General features: G+C 69.0%; 17 protein-coding genes and 1 tRNA gene. 5 read left to right on the top strand and 13 right to left on the bottom strand.

Annotated features, from left to right (window positions below; genetic code table 11):
• Positions 1-157: 157 nt before the first annotated feature.
• The 3 genes from A605_RS07180 to A605_RS07170 all read left to right on the top strand — a co-directional run bounded on the left by A605_RS07180 (position 158) and on the right by A605_RS07170 (position 1821).
• Positions 158-1267, top strand: a complete 1110-nt coding sequence (locus A605_RS07180) for a bifunctional alpha/beta hydrolase/OsmC family protein (RefSeq protein WP_015400836.1) — start codon at positions 158-160, stop codon at positions 1265-1267.
• Positions 1264-1659 carry a YchJ family protein gene (locus A605_RS07175; protein WP_027004162.1) on the top strand — a complete coding sequence of 132 codons (396 nt, stop codon included), beginning with the start codon at positions 1264-1266 and terminating at the stop codon, positions 1657-1659. Before A605_RS07180 ends, A605_RS07175 begins: the two co-directional genes overlap by 4 nt.
• Positions 1660-1747: 88 nt before the next feature.
• Positions 1748-1821, top strand: a tRNA-Pro gene (locus A605_RS07170).
• Positions 1822-2063: 242 nt separating this feature from the next.
• Here the strand turns inward: A605_RS07170 and A605_RS07165 are convergent.
• The 4 genes from A605_RS07165 to A605_RS07150 form a co-directional block, all read right to left on the bottom strand.
• Complete coding sequence (locus A605_RS07165; protein ID WP_015400834.1) at positions 2064-2855, bottom strand: ABC transporter ATP-binding protein; 792 nt, start codon at positions 2853-2855, stop codon at positions 2064-2066.
• Positions 2856-2862: 7 nt separating this feature from the next.
• Positions 2863-3810 (bottom strand): ABC transporter permease, encoded by a 948-nt coding sequence (locus tag A605_RS07160; RefSeq protein ID WP_015400833.1) that lies wholly within the window; start codon positions 3808-3810, stop codon positions 2863-2865.
• Positions 3807-4799, bottom strand: a complete 993-nt coding sequence (locus A605_RS07155) for an ABC transporter substrate-binding protein (RefSeq protein ID WP_015400832.1) — start codon at positions 4797-4799, stop codon at positions 3807-3809. Before A605_RS07155 ends, A605_RS07160 begins: the two co-directional genes overlap by 4 nt.
• Positions 4800-4939: 140 nt before the next feature.
• Positions 4940-7021, bottom strand: coding sequence for an ABC1 kinase family protein (locus tag A605_RS07150; RefSeq protein ID WP_015400831.1), 2082 nt, complete (start codon positions 7019-7021; stop codon positions 4940-4942).
• A gap of 177 nt (positions 7022-7198) precedes the next feature.
• Between A605_RS07150 and A605_RS07145 the strand changes: the two genes are divergently transcribed.
• Positions 7199-8590 (top strand): GntP family permease, encoded by a 1392-nt coding sequence (locus tag A605_RS07145; RefSeq protein WP_015400830.1) that lies wholly within the window; start codon positions 7199-7201, stop codon positions 8588-8590.
• A gap of 254 nt (positions 8591-8844) precedes the next feature.
• Here the strand turns inward: A605_RS07145 and A605_RS07135 are convergent, their stop codons facing one another.
• The 3 genes from A605_RS07135 to A605_RS07125 are packed head-to-tail and all read right to left on the bottom strand — an operon-like array spanning position 8845 to position 13027.
• Positions 8845-9798, bottom strand: a complete 954-nt coding sequence (locus A605_RS07135) for a CE1 family esterase (protein WP_027004164.1) — start codon at positions 9796-9798, stop codon at positions 8845-8847.
• Positions 9795-11543, bottom strand: a complete 1749-nt coding sequence (locus A605_RS07130; protein WP_015400828.1) for an ABC transporter ATP-binding protein — start codon at positions 11541-11543, stop codon at positions 9795-9797. Before A605_RS07130 ends, A605_RS07135 begins: the two co-directional genes overlap by 4 nt.
• Complete coding sequence (locus A605_RS07125) at positions 11540-13027, bottom strand: ABC transporter transmembrane domain-containing protein (RefSeq protein ID WP_015400827.1); 1488 nt, start codon at positions 13025-13027, stop codon at positions 11540-11542. Before A605_RS07125 ends, A605_RS07130 begins: the two co-directional genes overlap by 4 nt.
• 168 nt (positions 13028-13195) lie before the next feature.
• Between A605_RS07125 and A605_RS07120 the strand changes: the two genes are divergently transcribed.
• Positions 13196-13957 carry a class I SAM-dependent methyltransferase gene (locus A605_RS07120; RefSeq protein ID WP_015400826.1) on the top strand — a complete coding sequence of 254 codons (762 nt, stop codon included), beginning with the start codon at positions 13196-13198 and terminating at the stop codon, positions 13955-13957.
• 249 nt (positions 13958-14206) lie between these two features.
• Here the strand turns inward: A605_RS07120 and A605_RS07115 are convergent, their stop codons facing one another.
• The 6 genes from A605_RS07115 to A605_RS07090 form a co-directional block, all read right to left on the bottom strand.
• A complete protein-coding gene (locus A605_RS07115) occupies positions 14207-15205 on the bottom strand; it encodes a hypothetical protein (RefSeq protein WP_027004166.1) in 999 nt (332 codons plus the stop codon).
• A gap of 60 nt (positions 15206-15265) precedes the next feature.
• Positions 15266-16897, bottom strand: a complete 1632-nt coding sequence (gene der, locus A605_RS07110) for a ribosome biogenesis GTPase Der (protein ID WP_015400824.1) — start codon at positions 16895-16897, stop codon at positions 15266-15268.
• Positions 16894-17595, bottom strand: coding sequence for a (d)CMP kinase (cmk, locus tag A605_RS07105; RefSeq protein WP_015400823.1), 702 nt, complete (start codon positions 17593-17595; stop codon positions 16894-16896). The genes der and cmk overlap by 4 nt, the downstream gene beginning before the upstream one ends.
• A complete protein-coding gene (locus A605_RS07100) occupies positions 17596-18519 on the bottom strand; it encodes a pseudouridine synthase (RefSeq protein WP_015400822.1) in 924 nt (307 codons plus the stop codon).
• An 89-nt stretch (positions 18520-18608) separates the two neighbouring features.
• Complete coding sequence (gene scpB, locus A605_RS07095; RefSeq protein ID WP_081602170.1) at positions 18609-19124, bottom strand: SMC-Scp complex subunit ScpB; 516 nt, start codon at positions 19122-19124, stop codon at positions 18609-18611.
• A 363-nt stretch (positions 19125-19487) separates the two neighbouring features.
• On the bottom strand, positions 19488-19796 hold the full coding sequence (locus A605_RS07090) for a hypothetical protein (protein WP_015400820.1): 309 nt from the start codon (positions 19794-19796) through the stop codon (positions 19488-19490).
• Positions 19797-19832 lie beyond the last annotated feature (36 nt).

The raw sequence follows: 19832 nt of genomic DNA, 5'->3' as shown, positions 1-19832 counted from the left end.
TTGTTCGTGTGGGTGTGTCCCGTCCACCCTAATGGAGCGGCGGGTCCCCCCGGTGCTGGCACTGCCTTATCCTTGGAAAGACCATCCGTCCGACTGAAAGGTGTACTGAGCCTTGCATTCCGTGAGCGTCAAGCTTCCCTCGAGTCAGGGGACGACGATGACAGGCACCATCGACTTCCCCGACTCTCCCCCGGTGGCGTACGCGATGTTCGCGCACTGCTTCACCGGCTCCCGGTTCACCCCCGCAGCGGCCCGGGTATGCAAGACACTCGCAGAGTACGGGATCGCCTCGCTGCGGTTCGACTTCCCCGGCCTCGGGCAGTCGGAGGGCAACTTCGAGGACACCTGCTTCAGCTCGAACGTCGAGGACATCATCGCCGCCAACGAGTGGATGACCAGGCAATACTCGGCCCCGCAGCTGCTGGTCGGACACTCCCTGGGCGGCGCAGCCTCCCTGCGGGCCGCCACGCGGATCCGGAATCTGCGCGCCGTGGCCACCATCGGCGCGCCCTTCGACCCGGCGCACGCGGTGCTGCACTTCGCCGACCGCATCAAGGAGGTCGACGACCACGGGGCGGTCACCGTCGTCCTCGGCGGGCGCGACATCGTCATCTCGCGGCCCTTCCTCGAGGACCTGGCCGACACCGACCCGGAGGCCTACCTGCCGAGGATGCGCAAGCCGTTGATGATCGTGCACTCCCCCATCGACCAGACCGTCGGCGTGGACAACGCGCAGAACATCTTCCGCACCACGCGCTACCCGAAGTCGCTGGTCTCCCTCGACAAGGCCGACCACCTGTGCACCCGTCAGGGGGTGGCCCAGCACGCGGGGCACATCATCGGCAACTGGGTCCAGCAGTACCTCGAGCCCGAGTTCACCCCCGAGCCGACCAACGCCGACACCGCCGTCGCGCGCCCGGCCGCCGGCACCCGCTTCGGCGCGGTCGTGCGTACCGACGACCGCGAGCTCGTCACCGACCGCCCCAAGGCCGCCGGCGGCAAGAACCAGGGCTTCAGCGCGATGGGCCTGCTCATGTCCGCGCTCGCGTCGGCGACGTCGCAGGCCGTCCGCGAGGCCGCCAAGGGCATGCCGCTCGACGACGTCGAGGTGTCCGTGGTCAACGTGCTCGACTCGACCTTCGAGCGCAGGATCCACCTGGTGGGGGATCTGAGCGTTGAGCAGCGCCGGGTGCTCCTCGACGCCGCGAAGAAGACGGACATCGAGGCGATGCTGGAAGGTGCGAACATCATGGACGTGCAGGCATGAGTGCGGCGATCCCGGCGGAGAGGCGCTGCCCCTGCGGCACTGGCCTGAGCTACGGCGAGTGCTGCGGAAAATACCACGGCGGAACCCCCGCCCCAACCGCGGAGACGCTCATGCGCTCCCGGTTCACGGCGTTTGTGACGGAGGACGTGGGGTACCTGCTGCGCACCTGGGATCCGGCGACCCGCCCGGCCGAGCTGACGCTGGCCGACATGCCCGTCCGCTTCTACCGGCTGGACATCCTGGACACGGTGGCCGGCGGGCCGCTGGATCAGACGGGCGTGGTGGAGTTCGAGGCCTTCTACAAGGGTGACGTCTCCGGCTCCCAGCGGGAGCGCTCGACCTTCCGCCGCGTGGACGGTGCCTGGGTCTACAGTGAGGGCGACGTGTCATAACCAGTTCCCCACCCCTACTGACCTGCCGATTAGCGTAAACGGATCACACTGTTGTAACCTGAACCAGTCGCATTGAGAGATGTGACGGCGGACTGTGGCGCAGCTTGGTAGCGCACTACACTGGGGGTGTAGGGGTCGCAGGTTCAAATCCTGTCAGTCCGACAGAGCCATGGAATCCCTGATCGCAAAGATCGGGGATTTTTTGTGTCCACATTATTGGACTGCAGGATGACGCGGAACGGGCTCAGGCACCCGAGCAGTAGAACGTGAAGCAGGGAAGATTGTCCGAGCAGTCCGCCAGGAAGCCGGAGTTGTGAAGGCCAGGGTTTCGTTCGCGTCCTGCCGTAACAGAAGGAGGCCGGCAGCTGCGTTCGTGCAGCCGTCGGCCAGGACAGGCCCGTTCCCTACCCCAGGAACGCCTTGTCCGACAGGGTCGCGCCCTTGATCTTCGTGAACTCACTGAGCAGATCCTTCACTGTCAGCTTCGTCTTGGCGGCCTGGTCCGCCTCGTAGACGATGCGCCCTTCGTGCATCATGATCAGCCGGTTACCCAGCCGGATGGCCTGTTCCATGTTGTGGGTGACCATCAGCGTGGTCAACCCGCCCCGTTCGACGATCCGCTCGGTCAGGGTGGTCACCAGTTCCGCCCGCTGGGGGTCGAGGGCGGCGGTGTGCTCGTCGAGCAGCATGATCTTCGGCTGGGTGAACCCGGTCATCAGCAGTGACAGGGCCTGGCGCTGGCCGCCGGAGAGCAGCCCCACCTTCGCGGTCAGGCGGTCCTCCAGGCCGAGCTCCAGGGTCGCCAGTTCCTCGACGAAGCGGGCTCTGCGGCTGCCCGTCAGTCCCGGCCGCAGCCCGCGGCGCTTTCCGCGCAACAGCGCCAGCGAGAGGTTCTCCTCGATCGTCAGGTTCGGGGCGGTGCCGGCCAGGGGGTCCTGGAAAACGCGGCCGATGTAGCGGGCCCGCTTGTGCTCGGGCAGGCGATTGACCTTCGCGCCGTCGATCTCGACGGTGCCCGAGTCGACGGGAAGCCGGCCCGAGACCGCATTGAGCAGGGTGGATTTTCCGGCGCCGTTGGAACCGATGACGGTCACGAAGTCGCCTTCGGCCAGCGAGAGGTCCACCTCGACCAGCGCGCGGCGTTCATTGACCGTGCCGGCGAAGAAGGTCTTGGAGACGTGGTCGATTTTCAGCATGATCCGCTCAGACCTCCCTCTGGGTTCCGGCACCGACACCGACGCTGATCTCCGCCGGCTCCGGGGAACGGTCGCGTTCGCGTTCGGCTGGGCGTCGGTTGAAGCGGCCCGCAATCCCCTTCCACCGTGGAATCAGCAGCGCGGCGACAACGAGCACAGCCGTGACCAGTTTCATGTCGTTGGGGTTCAGCCCGACTTCCAACGCGGCGAAGATGATCAACCGGTAGATCACGGCACCGACGGTGACGGCGAAAACGGCGAGCCACAGCCAGCGCTGGCCGAGGATCGCCTGCCCCAGGATCACCGAGGCCAGACCGACGAGGATGAGGCCGATACCCATACTGATGTCGGCGAAGCCCTGGTACTGGGCCACCAGGGCGCCGCACATGCCGACCAGACCGTTGGACAGCGCCAGGGTCAGTGTCTTGGTGAAGTCGGTCGAGACACCGAACGAGGTGATCATCGGACCGTTGTCACCGGTGGCGCGCAACGACATGCCCAGATCCGTGGTGAGGAACCAGACGGTGACCACTCCGAACACCGCGACGATCACGGCCAGGACGGCCACGCCCGCCCAGGTGCCCAGCCACCCGAGCTCGCGCAGCGGGGTGAACAGGGTGTCCTGCCGCAGCAGCGGGACATTGGCCCCGTCCATGATGCGCAGGTTGACCGACCACAGGCCGATCTGGGTGAGAATTCCGGCCAGCAGGCCGTCGATCCGGCCCTTGGTGTGCAACAGGCCGGTGATGACCCCCGCGGCGAAGCCGGTGGCGAAGCCCGCCAACGTGGCCAGCAGCGGATTCCAGCCCGCGAGGATGGCGATGGCCGCGGTGGCGCCACCGGTGGTGAAGGAACCGTCGACGGTCAGGTCCGCGAAGTTGAGGACCCGGAATGTCAGGTAGACACCCAGGGCCATCACCCCGTAGATCAGGCCGAGTTCAAGCGCGCCGATCATACCCGCTCGGCTTCGTCCAGGATCTCCTGCGGGATCTCCACACCCTGGCGCTGCGCGGCGTCCTCGTTGATCACGTAGGTGAACTCATCGGCCGTCTCCACCGGCATCGTGGCCGGATCCTCGCCGTCGCGCAGGATGCGCAGGGCCATCTCCCCGGTCTGGCGGCCCAGTTCGGTGTAGTCGATGCCGAGGGTGGCCACTGCCCCACCCTCGACGGTGCCGGACTCCGCGCCGATCACCGGAATCTGACGTTGCTCGGCCACCTGGATGAGGGAGGCGATACCGGAGACAACCATGTTGTCGGTGGGCACGTAGATGGCGTCGACGTCGCCGAGCGCCTCGACGGCCTGCTGGATCTCGTTGACGGTGGTCACCGTCTGGGTGGTGACGTCGATTCCCAACGGCGCAGCGGCCTCCTCCACGGCGGCGACCTGCACCTCCGAGTTGACCTCCCCGGAGCTGTAGACGATGCCGATGTTCTCGGCGTCGGGCACCAGTTGGGTGAGCAGGTCGAGCTGCTCCTCGATCGGGGCGACGTCGGAGGTGCCGGTGACGTTGCCGCCGGGAGAGTCGTTCGAGTCGACCAGGTCCGCGGACTCCGCGTCCGTGACGGCGGTGAACAGCACGGGGGCGTCGGTGATGTTCTGGGCGGTGGCCTGGGCGGCCGGGGTGGCCACGGCCAGGACCAGGTCCAGATCGTCGTTGGCGAAGGACTGCGCGATGGTCAGCGCGGTCGCCTGCTCACCGTTGGCGTTCTGCTCCTCGAAGGTCACCTCGACCCCGGATTCCTCGAGCGCCTCCCTGAAGCCTGCGGTGGCGGCGTCCAGGGCCGGATGCTGGACGAGTTGGTTGATGCCGATGGCGTAGGACTCACCGCCCCCGGCGGCGTCGGTGCCGGTGTCGGTATCGGAGGTCTCGCCGCAGGCGACGAGGGCGAGGGCACCTGCGGTGAAGACACTGGCCAGGAGCTTGAAACGGGAAGGAAACATCGCTGTTCGCTTTCGGTGTCACGGGGAGTGAAGACATCAGCGCGTGTGCGCTGGCTCACTCCTGAACCTACTTGCTCGCACCCGCAGCCACCGGGGAATCGGTAACTATCTGCCGCCCCGGGTGTCCCTGGAGCCCCGGCTCACCCCGCCAACGAGTCCCGGTTGCCGTGGTAGAGCACCAGCGTGACAATCCGCAGGGAGAGCAGGAAGCCGGCGAACAGGACGATGTAGCCGAGCGCGGCCTGCCAGCTCAGGTAGTCCGTCAGCGCGGGGCCGCCCTCGCCGAAGGCGATGAGCACGATGCCGCCGAGGACGCAGAAGCCGGCGAGCACCGCGATGGTGAACTGCTGGAACAGCCGGGTGATGAAGTTGCGGTCCTCGGCGTGGGCCAGCACGCGGACGTTGACGGAGAGGCGGCCGTCGTGCAGGTCCTCGGTGATGTGGCTGATCCGGCGCGGAAGTTTCCGGAGCAGGGGGATCGTCTCGAGCATCACCGCGTTCGCCGCGTCCTTGAGGTTGTCGGGGCGGAACTGCGATCTGGTCATGTCCGAGCCGACCGTGCGGGCCGTCTCCACGATGTCGAGGTCCGGGGTGATCAGCGCGAGGGTGCCTTCCGCCCCGCCCAGGGCGCGGAAGGCGGCGGCGACCCCGGCGGGCACCTCGAAACGGTTGGCCACGATCATCGCCATCAACCGGCCGAACAGCTCCGAGGCGGAACCACCGCGCAGCCCGTTGCGGTAGCGGATCATCAGTTCCCCGACCTGCCGTTCCAGGGCGCGGTCATCCAGGTCCCGGGGGCGGCCGAGCAACTCGATGAGGGCGTCGGTGAGGACACGGGCGTCGCCCTGCTCAAGGGCCGCGAAGACGATCGCCAGCTGCTGCTGGGCGCCTGCGTCGAGATGCCCGACGGCCCCGAAGTCCAGCAGGCCCAGGAGGGGGCCGTCGTCGGTTTCGAGGAGGAGCACGTTGCCGGGGTGGACGTCGGCGTGGAAGACGCCGTGGCGCATGATCTGGTGCATCACCGACACCAGCAGCTCCTCCCCCAGCCGGATACGCGTTCTCTCGGGGAGGTGCGAGAGCTCGCGCCCGGCGCGTCCGACCGTGGTGCCGTCCATCAGGTCCATCACCAGCAGGCGGGTTGAGGAGTGTTCCGGGTGGACCCGGGGCATGGTGACGGGGCCGTCCGCGAGGGCGTGTTCGAGATCCTTCATGTTGGCGGCCTCGATGCGGTAGTCGAGTTCCTCGGCGAGGGATTCGGTGAAGCGGGCGGCGAGTTGGCGGATGCCGAGGTTGCGGCCCCAGCCGGTGTTGCGGTCGAGCCACCCGCACAGCCGCATGACGATGTCGGAGTCGCGGGTGACTTCCTCGCGGGTGCCGGGGCGCTGGATTTTGAGCACGACCTCGGTGCCGTCGGTCAGGCGGGCGCGGTGCACCTGGGCGACGGAGGCGCTGGCGAGTGGTTCGTGGTCGATCCAGGCGTAGACCTCTGCGGGGTCGCGGCCGAGGGATTCGGTCAGGGCGGCGTGGATGGGTCCCCAGGGTTCGGGTGCGGCCTGGGTCTGCAGCCGGGAGAGTTCGGAGATGAATTCCGGGGGCAGCACGTCGGTGCGGGTGGACAGGTTCTGGCCGAGTTTGACGAAGGTGGTGCCTGCCTCCTCGAGGGCGACGCGCAGGGAGCGGGCTGTGCGGCGCAGCGACTCGCGGTCGTCGGTGGATTCCCCTCCCCGGGTCCGGTGGCGTCCGAAGCCGGGGACGCCGGAGGTCAGGCCGTTGCGGACGAAGATGGTCAGGACCTGGCGGTAGCGGCGGTTGCGGGCGCGGCGGTCGCCGGCGTCGGCCACCCAGGCGAATACGTTGGGCCAGGAGCCGGTGGGGGCGATCAGTTCGAGGATCATGAGGGTGGCGGCGCCGAAGCCGAGCATCCAGAGCAGGGCGATGAGCAGGAGTATCAGCCCGGCGGTCGGTGAGATGCCGGACAGGGCGCCGCCCTCGGCGGTGTGGAACTGGTTGATGACGGTGTTGAACAATCCGGCCGTGAGCAGTACGACCAGCAGGGAGATGACGGTGGTGCGCGGCCAGCCGACGGGGACTCCCAGCAGGCGTCGCATGACACTCGCCAGTATCCAGGTCACGCCGAGGAGCAGGAGGATCCCGAGGACGAGGAGGAGGGCGGAGGTCACCCAGGAGCCCACCGTCCCGAACTGTTCGAGGAACTGATCCATGGGTGCCAGGCTACCGGGCCGCCTCCACCCCCCGGACCCCGGCACCGTTCCGGGTGTCGGTGGGAGACGTCCACCCTCGCCGCGGGGGCTACCCCCGGGTGCCGCCGACCTGGATAATTGAGACGGGCACTACAATGCCGTAGTCCACCATCGCCTCACCCACTAGGAGTCTCCGTCATGGATACCTGGGAACAGACACTCGGGGCCGGCCCACTGCTGGGCATCGCCGCCGCCGCGATCGCGGTGATCCTGATCCTGATCATCGGATTCCGCATCCACGCCTTCCTCACCCTCATCATCGTCTCCGCGCTGACGGCGATCGTCGCCGGCATCCCGATCAATTCCGTCGTCGACGTCATGCTCGACGGGTTCGGCGGCACGCTCGCCTCCGTGGCCCTGTTGGTCGGTCTGGGCGCGATGCTCGGCCGGCTCGTCGAGCAGTCCGGCGGCGCCCAGGCGCTCGCCGACACCCTCGTGCGTGCCTTCGGTGATCACCGCGCCCCGTTCGCGCTCGGCATCGCCTCGCTGATCGTCGGCTTCCCCATCTTCTTCGACGCCGGCCTGGTGATCATGCTGCCGGTGATCTTCGCCGTCGCGCGCCGCCTGAACGGCCCGGTGCTGGCTTACGGCATCCCGGCCGCGGGTGCGTTCTCCGTGATGCACGTGTTCGTGCCGCCGCACCCCGGGCCGATCGCGGCCTCCGAGTTCTTCGACGCCGACATCGGCCTGGTGCTGCTCATCGGCCTGGTCGTGGCCCTGCCCACCTGGTACGTCTCCGGTTATCTGTGGGGCAAGTTCGTCGGGCGGAAGTTCCCCGACGCCGGCACCACCGTGCTGTTGGGTGAGACCAACCGGGAGCAGCTGAGGAACCCGGCGGGGCCGGGCACCGTCATCGCCATCCTGCTGATCCCCATGATCCTGATCTTCGGCAACACGGGCCTGAACATGGCCGGCACCGCCGGCTGGGTCGATCCGGACGCCACCTGGGTCCAGGTCATCCAGTTCTTCGGCAACACCCCCATCGCCCTGCTGATCACCCTGCTCGTGGCGATCTGGCTGCTCGGCCTGCGCCGCGGCGAGTCCGGCACGGCGATCGAGAAGAGCGTCGACGGGGCGCTGGGGCCGATCTGCTCCGTCGTCCTGATCACCGGCGCCGGCGGTATGTTCGGCGGGGTGCTGCGCGCCTCCGGCATCGGTGACGCCCTGGCCGATTCGATGGCGAATCTGGGTATCCCCGTCATCGGTGCCGTCTTCCTCGTCGCCGCGGTGCTGCGCATCGCGCAGGGTTCGGCGACGGTCGCGCTGACCACCGCCGCGGCCCTGATGACCCCGGCCGTCGTGGGCGGGGACTTCAACGCCTTCGAGACCGCCCTGATGGTCATTGCCGCGGCCGCCGGCTCGGTCGTCGTCAGTCACGTCAACGACTCCGGCTTCTGGCTGGTCGGCCGCCTCATGGGCGTGGACGTGTCCACCACGTTGCGGACCTGGACGGTCAACCAGACCATGATCGGCGTGATCGGCTTCATCCTCGTGGTGGTGCTCTACGTCATCAGCCGGGCAGTGAGCTAGTCGGCGCCTACCTGATGCCGGTCGCGGAGCTGCCGATCGAGAACAGCTCCCGGTAATCCCTCAGCTGCCGGACGTCGTCACGTGAGCCGAAGGACGAGTGCGGCAGTACCGTGGGCTCGGTGCCGCCGAGACTGAACCGGACGGGGGCAACGGGGGCTGCACGGATGGTCCGGCACAGCCACCAGTCCGGATGGAGCTGTTCCCTTTTCCGGGGCTCGGGGCTGTTCCCAGGGGGCTTGCCTCGCATCACGGGCTCAGAGCGTCGACCGGGGGATCCCGAAGAACTCCAGGATCTCCCGGGTGGCGAAGCCCCGCGGCACCGGCATGTTCGGATCGGCGGTGCCGCCGGGCCACACATGCCCGCCCCCGCCGAGGCGGATGTGGGTCAGCGGCAGGACGCAGCCCTGCCAGTGCTGCTCGATGACCGCCTCGCTGACCCGGGTGGTGGCGACGTCGCCGGTGCAGCGGTTGCGCTCGGCGTCGACGGCGAGGACATCCGGCACCGGATCGTAGGGGGTGCCGTGCCGGGTACCGCCGTAGTAGTTGATCACCGGATCGACGGTGCCGTGGATGTCCAGCAGCGCGATCGGATCGTCGGAGCAGTTGTCGTGGATGGCGCGGTAGTAGGCCGCTGAAACTGAGGCCACACCGGCGAAGACATCCGGCATGCGGCAGCCGAGCAGGGCCGCGAAGCCACCGCCATTCGAGAAACCGGCCGCGAAGACACGTGTCCGGTCGACCGGGTAGGTGGCCCGGAGGGAATCCAGGATCTGCCGGACGAAGGCCTGATCCTCCCCTGCCGCCGTCCTGGCGTAGGGGGCGGGCTCCCAGGCGTTGGCCACGCCCTGCGGGTAGACGACGATCGCGTTCGCGGCGTCGAAACCCGTGTAGTCGTGCGTGGCCCGGCTCGATTCCTGCCAGCCGTGGAAGACGAAGATGACCGGCCAGGAGACCTCGTCGGTGTAGCCCTCCGGCACGGAGAGCAGGAAGCTGCGGTCACGCCCCTGGGAGGAGATGAACATCTGCCGGTGCTCCCCCGGTGCCGGGCCGTCGAGGACAGGCGCCCCGTTGTCCAGCGGGGAGGGCGGGTCCACCGTCACCGACCCGGTGACCCGGGGCGCTTCCTCCGTGTGCCCGATGGTGCATCCGCCCAGTGCCAGCACCGCGGCGAGGAGTACGGTCAGCGGCGCAGGAACGGTCTTTCTCACACGCGCCCCCGCGACCAGGCCGTCCAGAGTTCGGTGTAGCGCCCGCCGGCGGCCACCAGCTCATCGTGGGGTCCCTCCTCGACGATGCGCCCGGCCTCCATGACCATCACCCGGTCCGCGCGCGCGGCCTGGTCGAGGCGGTGGGCGACGACGAGCGCGGCCCGGCCGCGGGTGACCTCGTCCGCGGCGTCCTCCAGCGCGCCCGCACCGGCGGTACCGGCCTCGGCGGTCGCCTCGTCCATGACCACCACGGCCGGGTCGAGCAGGAGGATGCGCGCGAGTGCGAGCTGCTGCGCGGCAACGGGCTCCAGTTGCAGCCCGCGGGCGCCGACCTCCGTGTCGAGGCCGTCGGCCAGCTCATCGAACCAGTCCGCGTGCACCCGCCGCAGCGCGTCGAGCAGCTGTTCGTCGGTGGCGCCCGGCACCGCCAGCGTCAGGTCCTCGCGCAGGGTGCCGGAGAAGACGTGGACGTCCTGGGAGACCATGGCCAGGCGCGCGACGCGCTCGGCGTCGGACAGGGAGGACACCTCCACCCCGTCGACGGTCACGGAGCCCTCCTCGGGCACGCGCAGGCCGGCCAGCAGCGCGGCGACCGTCGTCTTGCCCGCGCCGGAGGCCCCCACCAGGGCGACGGTCTCCCCGGGGCGGATGCGCAGGTCGACCTCGCGGACGGCCCAGCCACCGCCGTAGCTGAAGCTGACGGAATCCATGACGACCTCGCCGCTGCGGTCCCCGGCGCCGGCGTCCGGCACTGGGGTCGGCGGGTCGCTGACCACGCCGACGATGCGTGCGAGCGAGGCGTAGCCGGACTGGATGGTGTCGAGCACCCGCATGAACATCATCAACGGGCTGCGCAGGCGGATGAGCATGAGCATCGCGGCGGTGACGGCGCCGACGCTCAGCGCCCCCGACCGGACGACGAGCCAGCCGACGAACAGTCCGGTGGCGAGGATGATGAACTCGATGCCCGTCATCCAGATCTGCAGCACGAGCATGGTGGTGCGCGCGGTCATCCCCCGGTCGACGACGGCCAGGGAGGAGTCCTCGATGCGGTCGTGCATGACCGGCTCCAGGCGGAAGGCGCGCACCGTGTGGCGGCCGTGGATCGCCTCGAGCACACGCCGGGCCCGGTCGGCCATGGCGGCGCGCTCGGCCGCGTAGCGCCCGGGCGCCTTGGCCAGGTACTGGCGCGAGGCGAGCCAGTACAGCGGGGCGGCGAGCAGCGGCACCAGCAGAAACTGCCAGTCGAGCGCCAGCAGCGCGACGACCGTCGCGGCGATCGTGAAGATCGAGGTGGTCAGGATCGGCACGGTCTCCGTCACCGCCGAGGACAACTCGGCGACGTCGTCCGTGGACCGGGAGACCAGGTCACCGCTGCCGGCGTCCTCGACCCGATGGACGGGCAGCCCCAGCGCGGTACCGACCATGCCCTCACGCAGATTGGCGATCACCCGTTCACTGAGCCGGGAGACCAGGAAGAAGCCCCAGGCGCTCAAACCCGCGCCGACGACGGCGGCGACGACCAGCCACCCGGCGGCCTGCCACAGACCGGTGCCGTCGGCGATGACGATGTCCACGATGCGGCCGAGCAGGCGCGGGACCATGACATTGGCGCCGGCGCCCACGCTGAGCAGCAGTACCGCGATGAGGAACTGGCGGCGCGCGCCGGGCACCGCCCTGACCTGGTGGGCGACCTCGCGGCGCACCTGGCCCGGGGTGGCCAGCGGGAATCTCAGGGCACTCATACCGGAACCTCCGTGAGAACGCGGTCCGCCACGGCCTGCCACGCGGGCGCCTCCGTGAAGACCAGGGTGGTCCGCCCGGTGCGGATCCCGGCGACCCGGGCGGCGATGGTCTGTTCGGTCACCGAGTCCACCGCGGTGGTCGGATCCTGCAGGACGAGGATCTCCGGTTCCGCGGCGATCGCGCGGGCCAGGGCGACGCGTTGGCGCTGGCCGCCGGAGAGGTTGCGGCCGTTTTCCCCCACTTCCCGGTGCGGCCCGCCGGGAATGTCCTCGGCGGAGGCGGCGTGTAGGGCGGCGTGGGCGCGGTGTTCATCAGGGTGGTGCTGGCTGCGCACGTTGTCGAGGACGCTGCCCTCGAACAGGTCGGCCGAGTGCGGGGCCACGACGACCCGGTCGCGCGGGGCGAGCTCGAGGGCCGCGGGGACGACCCCGGTGACCACGGTCAGGCCGGTGGGCAGCTCGGGTACGCCGATCCGCTCGGCGTCGCGCCGCGGCTCGGCGCACAGCACCTCCACGATGCGCCGTCCGCTGGCCTGGGCGGCGGCCCACCGGGAGGCGATGTTCTTGCCGAGCATGGTCATCGGGTGGATGATGAACTGGGTCAGGCCCACAATGGTGATGAGCTCGCCGACGGTGATCTGGCCGCCCAGTCCCAGCCAGCCGGCGGCCACGCCGACGGCGATGACGTAGAGCGAACCGGTGGTCTCCGTGGTGGCGTTGAGGCGGGCCTCGGCGGCGTTGGCGTCGACGGTGCGCTCGTAGGCCTCGTCGGAGACCCGCCCGTAGCGTCCACGGACGGTCTCGACCGCGCCGAGGCCCTTGAGGATCCGCAGGCCCTGGACGACGTCGGTGGCCGTGGCGGCGGCGCGGGCGAGTGCGTGCTGGCGCACGCCGCTGCGGCGGCGCAGCGGGGTGGCGGCCTTCAGCGCGATCCAGACGACCACCGGCCCGCCGACGAGCACGCTGATGCCCAGGGGGACGTTGATGGTGAGCATGACGACGCCCACGTAGAGGATGGAGACGACCTCCGCAACCGGGAAGACGGTCATCATGACCGCGTCGGCCACGCGTTGGGTGTCCGAGGAGGCGATCGACAGCAGCTCGCCGGCGGTGCGGCGTCTCCCACCGAGGCCGCGGGGCTCCTGGATCCGGTCGGTGACCGCCATGCGCAGATGGTGGCCCACGGTCAGGTTGGAGCGGATGAGCAGGCGGCGCCCGAACCAGCCGGCGACCGCGTTGACGGCGAAGACACCGGCCAGCACGCCCACCCAGCCGGCGAGCCGGAGGAGATCGGAGTGGGCGATCGCGTCGTCGATGGCCTGGCCGATGATCACGGGGGTCAGTCCGTTGCACAGGAAGACCAGGGACATCAGCGTCGCCGAGGGCACCGTCCTCCGCCACTGGGAGAAGACGGTCTTCAGCAGCCAGTTGCTGCTGTCGGGGGCCGGGAGTCGGGAGACCGCTGGGATACTGGCCTGTCGCATATGCAGGGATCCTACTTCAGCCCCACCGGACCCCCGCCGCGTAGTCGTCAGGCGGCGCGCCTGTCCGACGCGGGTGAGACGGCGAGCGGCCCACCGTTCAGTACGCACCGCCGGCAACGGCCTGCGCCCGGTTGTTGTCCATCCAGCTCAACGGCATATTCTTAAGGCATGCACCCGCAGCTCTCCCGCCAACACGGGCCGCAGTTCCACGACGACGCGCACCGCCACGTCGGCGCCCGCGCCTTCGCCACCGGCGCGGACATCTACGACGACGTCCGCCCGGGCTACCCCGCCGACGTGGTCTCGCTGCTGGCCGGCGCCCACCGGGTCGCCGATGTCGGCGCTGGCACCGGGAAGCTGACCACCGCGCTCGTCGACGCCGGCCACGAGGTCGTCGCCTCCGACCCCAGCCCCGACATGGTCCGGGTGCTCGCCGCCCGCGGTCTGCCCACCGTCCGTGCGACGGCCGAGACCACCGCGCTGGCCGACGCCTCGGTGGACGCCGTGGCCTGCGCGCAGACCTGGCACTGGGTGGACACCCTCCGGGCCAGCGCCGAGTTCGACCGGGTGGTGCGCCCGGGCGGGAAGGTGCTGCTGGTGTGGAACAACCTGGACGTCTCCCACCCGTGGATCCACCGCCTGGCGCGCATCATGCACTCCGGGGACGTGCACAAGGAGGGCTTCATCCCGCCCGTGGCCGCCCCATGGCGCATCACCCATACCCTGCGCACCCGCTGGATCCAGCACCTGACACCGGAACAGATTCACCTGCTGACCCAGACCCGCTCCTACTGGCTGCGCTCGGACGAGAAGGTGCGGGCGCGGGTGACCGAAAACCTGCGCTGGTACCTGTTCGACCGGCTCGAGTTCGCGCCGGGGCAGCTGCTGGCCATCCCCTACCGCTGCGACGCGTTCGTGCTGGAGCGTTAGTCCACGTCGCAGCTGCCGTGGGTGAGTCGTGGAGACAACCACCCAGGAAAGAAACCGCCGCAAGCGGAGGGCGGGCGGATGATGGCGCCTTCATGGGCTCACGCGCTGCTGGCCGGACCATCCCCCTCCCGGCTTCCGACCGGCCTCCTCTTTCCAGGCGCGGAATGGAGTGAATCAGGGCAAAAGGAAAATCTATTAACTCTGAGAAGTTCTCATTAGAAAGAACTGAGAAGGTGCGGCGGGTCGGGGTCACATGACGCCGTGCTCCTCGGGGGAAATCCAGAGTGAGGCCCCGTCCTCCCGTGCGAACACCAGACGCCCGTCCGAGTTCTCGACGGACAGGCCGGCCATGAGATAGCTGCCGGGACCGACCCGTTGCGCGCCGATGTGGGGCAGTCTCCCCACCCGGCCGGAGCGGTCCCCGGCCAGCGTGGGCCGCGCCCCGCCCAGGTCGAAACGGAGGACGTCGACCATCCCCGACCCGTCCCCCAGCGACCAGTTGCCTCCGTGGCACCCGAGGGTCTCCTCGGCAACCCGGCACAGGAGCCTTTCCCCGGTGTCGAGAGTGAAGACCGCGCGCCGGGAGAGCAGTTGCACCATGGCGGCGTCGGTGCCGAAGAGCTCCTCCGCATGCTCCGGGTCGAAGGGACGGAATTCCGCGCCGACCAGCTGGTACCCCTCGCCGGTGTCGTATTCGAGGCAGCCGATCGAATCTGCTGAGGCACTGAAACAGGCGACCTGGCCGCCGATGTCGAGGTAACCGCCCGGCTCCAGCACCCGTTCGCCCGAGAGCCATGTGCCCGGGTAGGCGCCCTCCAGGTGGGCGAATGAGTGCGGTCGTCCCGGCCCGGTGACCATGACGACGGTGGTGCTCTCCGCCAGGTGGGGCTCGCTGTGACCGCAGCTGCCGGTGAACCCGTTGAGGGCCGTGTCGGGGCGGTCGACGGCCGCGAACATGCACTCCAGTTCCCCGTCGGCCGAGGTGAACGCGTAGCTGCCGCCGTTCCCGGCCACCCGGAACTGATCGGTGTCGAGCCGCGTGTATGCCGTCGGGAGGGTGAGCAGCTCGGGCTCCGGGCCGTCAGCCGCCGTCTGCGTCGCCACGGTGGTGAAGGAACCGGGATTGTCGCCGGTCCCCGCCCCCGCGCCACCGGTCGCCGGCTCGGGAGCGCAGGCGGACAGAGCGAGGCCCACGCCGAGGGAGAGCGCGGCCCCGAGGAGCGCGAAAACTGAGAAATTCCTTGCCACAATCTGAGATGCTAAATGATGACAAGGCAACGTTCAGCGTATTCGGGGGATTCACCCCCGTTACTTCCGTTGCCGCCGCTCACGCACGCGTACGGCGACACGAACGGGTGAACCGTGGAAGCCGAAGGCCTCGCGGAACTTGCGCTCGAGATAACGGCGGTACCCCGCGTCCAGGAATCCGGTGGTGAACAGCACGATCACCGGCGGGCGGGTGGAGGCCTGGGTGGCGAAGAGCACCCGCGGCAGGCGGTTGTTCTTCATCGGCGGCGGGTTCGCCGCGATCGCCTCCCGCAGCCAGTTGTTGAGCTGGCCGGTGGAGATGCGCTTGTCCCAGCTCTCGAGCGCCTCAAGCATCGCGGGCTCGAGCTTCTGCAGGGCACGACCGGTCTTGGCCGAGATGTTCACCCGGGACACCCACGGCACGTGCGCCAGCTGCTGATCGAGCTCACGGTCGAGCTCCCAGCGCCGCTCGTCGTCCATGAGGTCCCACTTGTTGAAGGCGATGACCAGGGCCTTGCCGGACTCCAGGATCATGGCCAGGACACGCTGGTCCTGCTCGGTGACCGGCTCCGAGGCGTCGATGAGCAGGACGCACACCTCGGCGGCGTCGATCACGCCGCGGGTACGCAGGGAGGCGTAGTACTCGTGTCCGGTGGCGTTCTTGACCTTCTTCCGCAGGCCGGCGGTGTCGATGAACTTCCACAGCTTCTCGTCGAGCTGGACCAGCGAGTCCACCGGATCGACGGTGGTGCCGGCGACATTGTCGACGACCGAGCGCTCCTCGCGCGCGAACTTGTTCAGCAGCGAGGACTTGCCCACGTTCGGCTTGCCGACGAGCGCGACGCGGCGCGGGCCCTCGACGATCGAGGACTGGCGCGGCACCTCCGGGAACTTCGCGTGGACCTCGTCGAGGACGTCCGCGCCGCCCCGGCCGTGCTGCGCGGAGACCGGCCACGGATCGCCCAGGCCGAGAGCGTAGAACTCGGCCATGTCGGCGTACTGGGAGTCCGAGTCGAACTTGTTGGCCACCAGGATGACCGGCACCTGCGAGCGCTGCAACCTGGATGCCATGACCGAGTCGGTCTCGGTGATGCCGACCTTGGTGTCGACGACGAAGACGATCACGTCAGCGGTCTCCATCGCGACCTCCGCCTGATGGGCGATGGCGGCGTGGATGCCCTTGACGTTGGGGTCCCAACCGCCGGTGTCCTGCACCCAGAACCGGCGTCCGTTCCAGTCCGCCAGGTAGGAGATCCGGTCGCGGGTCACGCCCGGAAAGTCCTCCACCACGGCCTCACGACGTCCGATGAAGCGGTTGACCAGCGTCGACTTCCCCACGTTCGGGCGGCCGACGATAGCCACGGTGGGCAGGGCCTCCTCGATGTGCTCGGGGCGGACGATGCCGAGCGAACGCTCGACCTCCTCCCAGTCCTCGTCGTCGAAGTCGTCACCGAAGTCGGGGGCGGAGAACTCGTCCTCGTCGAACTCGAAGTGGAAGTCGTCGGCGTCGAAGTCGGCCGGGGCCCACCCGCCGGCGGGGGCGAGCTCATCCTCGTCGGCGAAGGCGCCCTCGGCGGCCATCTCCCCGCCACCGGGGGTGTGGTAGACGAACTGGGTGTCCTGTTCGTCGTCGGGACGGTTGTTCCCGGACTGGTCAGTGTTGTCGGTGTTGTCAGTGTTGCTGGTGCTCACTGGGCGCTCCCTTTCACCAGACCGACGAGGCGGTCGAGTACGTCGTCGGGGGTCATGTCGGAGGTGTCGATGATGACGGCGTCGTCCGCCGGGCGGAGCGGCGAGGCCTTCCGCGTGGAGTCGAGCTGGTCGCGGCGTTCCACGTCGGCCAGGACGGTGTCGAAGTCGGTCTCACGGCCGGCGGCGGTGTCCTGGTCGTAGCGGCGGCGGGCACGTACCTCGGACGAGGCCGTCAGGTAGGCCTTCACGGGGGCGTCGACCAGCACGGTGGTGCCGATGTCGCGGCCCTCGACGATGGCGCGGTGGGCGTCGGCCGCGAGCTTGCGCTGCAGGGCGACGAGGTTCTCGCGGACCTCCGGGATGGCGGAGACCGCCGAGACCTGCCCGGTGACCTCGGGACCGCGGATGACGTCGGAGACGTCTTCGCCGTTGAGGATCACCTCGGTGGAGTCCGGGTCGTCGTTGACGGCCAGGGGCAGGTCGGCGGTGGCCTCGATGACCTTGCCGGTGTCGGCCGGGTCGATGCCGGCGCGCAGCACGGCGAGCGTGGCCACCCGGTACATGGCGCCGGTGTCGACGTACTTGGCGGACAGGCGGCGGGCCAGCGCGCGGCAGGTGGTGGACTTGCCGGTGCCGGAGGGGCCGTCGACGGCCAGGATGAGACCACCGTCGGGCATGTTGGAGATCTGCTCGGCCATCTAGAGTTCCACCGCCTTGTACAGGGAGGTCAGCTCGGAGTTGTTCAGCGCGCGCATGGTGCCCGGCTTCTGCTCGCCGAGCTGGACCGTGTGGAGCTTGGTGCGCACCAGGCGCTGAACCGGGAAGCCCGCGGCCTTGAGCATGCGGCGCACGATGTGCTTGCGGCCCTCGTGCAGCTCGACGCGGATGAGCGACTGGCCGTTGTGGGCGTCGACGATCTGGACGTAGTCGGCCTTGGCCACGCCGTCCTCGAGCTCGATGCCCTTGCGCAGCTGGTTGACCAGCCGCTTGTCGGCCTCGCCGAGAACGGTGGCCAGATAGGTCTTGGCCACCTCGTACTTCGGGTGCATCAGGCGGTTGGCCAGCTCGCCGTCGTTGGTCAGCAGCAGCAGGCCCTCGGTGTCGGCGTCGAGCCGGCCGACGTGGAACAGGCGCTGGCCGGAGACGGTGCGCTCGGCGACGATGTCGCCCACGCACGGGCGTCCCTGGTCGTCGGACATGGTCGAGAGCATGCCGCGGGGCTTGTTGAGCAGGAAGTACTCGTTGTCCTCGTTGACGTTGATGCGCACCCCGTCGACGCGGATGACGTCCACGTTGGGGTTGACGCGCACCCCCTGGGCCTTGACGATCCTGCCGTTGACCTCCACGCGCCCCTTGTCGATGAGGACCTCGGCGTGGCGGCGGGAGGCGACCCCGGCACGGGCCAGGACCTTCTGGAGTCGGACGCTCTCGGCGTCATCGGTGCCCGTGTTCTTCCGGCGGGCACGCATGTCGACGTTCTGGTGCCGGGCGGGGCGGGCATTCGACAGCGGGATCTCGGCGGCGCGCGGCTGGCGTTCGGACTGTTTCGGGGATGAGTCGGAGCCGCGGGCGCGGAAGCCCTTCTTTTCCGGTGTGCCGTCTCGGCGAGCGGGTGGGGTCACGGTGATCGTGTCCTTTTCTTCGGTTATGCAGTTGAAATCGCGCTCCAGCGTACCGGAACGACGGCCCCGCACGAAAGTGCCGGTCCGGCTCAGAATTCCTCGTCGATGGAGTCGACATCGGGCAGCAGCGGGGCCAGGTCGGGCAGCCGCTCGAGCGAGTCGATGCCGAGCAGTTCCAGGAAGAGTTCGGTCGTGGCGTAGCGGTGGGCGCCCGTGGCCGGCTCGACGTCGACCTCCCTGACCAGGCCGCGCAGCTGGAGGGTGCGCATCACGCCGTCGACGTTGACCCCGCGCACGCCCGAGATCTGCGAACGCGTGACCGGCTGGCGGTAGGCCACCACGGCCAGTGTCTCCAGGGCCGCACGCGACAGGCGCGTCTGGGTGCCGTCCAGCAGGAGCTTCTCCACCGCCGGGGCGTTCGCGGGGCGTGTGTACAGTCGCCAGCCCTCGGCGGTCTCCCGCAGATCGAAACCGGAACCGCGCTCGTCGAATTCCGCGGCCGTCGCCTTGAGCAGGCTCTCGACGGTCTGCTCACCGGCCTCGAGCACGCGGGCGAGGGTGGCCACGGTGACGGGCGTGTCCACGACCAGCAGGATGGACTCCATACGGGAGCGCAGCTGGGAGATCAGCGGCAGGTTCACCAACGGCGCCTGGCGACCGGCGGGCAGGTCGGTGCCACCGGTGCCGTCGGTGCCGCTGGTGTCCTCGGGGGATGTCATGGATCCAGTGTAGATTCCGGGGAGCAAATTTAAAAAGTTTAAAAAGACGCGGGCGGCGATGTTGGCGGGGATGAACCGTTGACGCGACTGTGGTCCAGGGCAAGCTGGTGGTCGGCCACTTCACCGCTCCGCACGGAGTTCGGGCGCGGGCTCATCCCGGAGCGCAGCAACGCCGGCTTCGCGCCAGCGCGGGCCCGTGGACGTGAAGCCGGCCGGGCTGCCGCCAATCCGCCCAGTGGAAAACACCGGTTAAAGCCATTCGGGCCAGGGGTACCTCCCACCTGTCACGGCGTAAATGATCTTCATCAAGGTCAGGATCAGCCAGATGAAGAGAAGGGGCGAGAGACCTGCCACGACAGCGAGAGCCATGAGCCACCAGTTGCGGGCGACATAAGCGAAGATGCCGACCACCATTCGCAGGGGAATCGTGATCACGTAGTAGGTCACGGAGCCTTCTGGAAAAATGGAGGGAAAAAGGTAGGGAAAAGCGATGACGAGGATGGAAACCAGGAGCGAGGCCCATCCCGTCCACGGGAGTCGTGCGCGGTTCCCGGTCATGTAGCTATCCCTTCTCCCCGTGCAACCGCCACGCTG

The organism is Corynebacterium halotolerans YIM 70093 = DSM 44683, assembly GCF_000341345.1.
GTDB classification, from domain to species: Bacteria; Actinomycetota; Actinomycetes; order Mycobacteriales; family Mycobacteriaceae; genus Corynebacterium; species Corynebacterium halotolerans.
Note: the sequence above shows the minus strand (reverse complement) of the source record. Positions and strands in the feature narration are given on the sequence as shown.

What these genes read in the sequence shown, in the direction of transcription:
- A605_RS07180 (WP_015400836.1), top strand. Translation starts at nt 158, where the DNA reads ATGACAGGCACCATCGACTTCCCCGACTCTCCCCCGGTGGCGTACGCG.
- A605_RS07175 (WP_027004162.1), top strand. Translation starts at nt 1,264, where the DNA reads ATGAGTGCGGCGATCCCGGCGGAGAGGCGCTGCCCCTGCGGCACTGGC.
- A605_RS07165 (WP_015400834.1), bottom strand. Translation starts at nt 2,855, where the DNA reads ATGCTGAAAATCGACCACGTCTCCAAGACCTTCTTCGCCGGCACGGTC.
- A605_RS07160 (WP_015400833.1), bottom strand. Translation starts at nt 3,810, where the DNA reads ATGATCGGCGCGCTTGAACTCGGCCTGATCTACGGGGTGATGGCCCTG.
- A605_RS07155 (WP_015400832.1), bottom strand. Translation starts at nt 4,799, where the DNA reads ATGTTTCCTTCCCGTTTCAAGCTCCTGGCCAGTGTCTTCACCGCAGGT.
- A605_RS07150 (WP_015400831.1), bottom strand. Translation starts at nt 7,021, where the DNA reads ATGGATCAGTTCCTCGAACAGTTCGGGACGGTGGGCTCCTGGGTGACC.
- A605_RS07145 (WP_015400830.1), top strand. Translation starts at nt 7,199, where the DNA reads ATGGATACCTGGGAACAGACACTCGGGGCCGGCCCACTGCTGGGCATC.
- A605_RS07130 (WP_015400828.1), bottom strand. Translation starts at nt 11,543, where the DNA reads ATGAGTGCCCTGAGATTCCCGCTGGCCACCCCGGGCCAGGTGCGCCGC.
- A605_RS07125 (WP_015400827.1), bottom strand. Translation starts at nt 13,027, where the DNA reads ATGCGACAGGCCAGTATCCCAGCGGTCTCCCGACTCCCGGCCCCCGAC.
- A605_RS07120 (WP_015400826.1), top strand. Translation starts at nt 13,196, where the DNA reads ATGCACCCGCAGCTCTCCCGCCAACACGGGCCGCAGTTCCACGACGAC.
- cmk (WP_015400823.1), bottom strand. Translation starts at nt 17,595, where the DNA reads ATGGCCGAGCAGATCTCCAACATGCCCGACGGTGGTCTCATCCTGGCC.
- scpB (WP_081602170.1), bottom strand. Translation starts at nt 19,124, where the DNA reads ATGGAGTCCATCCTGCTGGTCGTGGACACGCCCGTCACCGTGGCCACC.
- A605_RS07090 (WP_015400820.1), bottom strand. Translation starts at nt 19,796, where the DNA reads ATGACCGGGAACCGCGCACGACTCCCGTGGACGGGATGGGCCTCGCTC.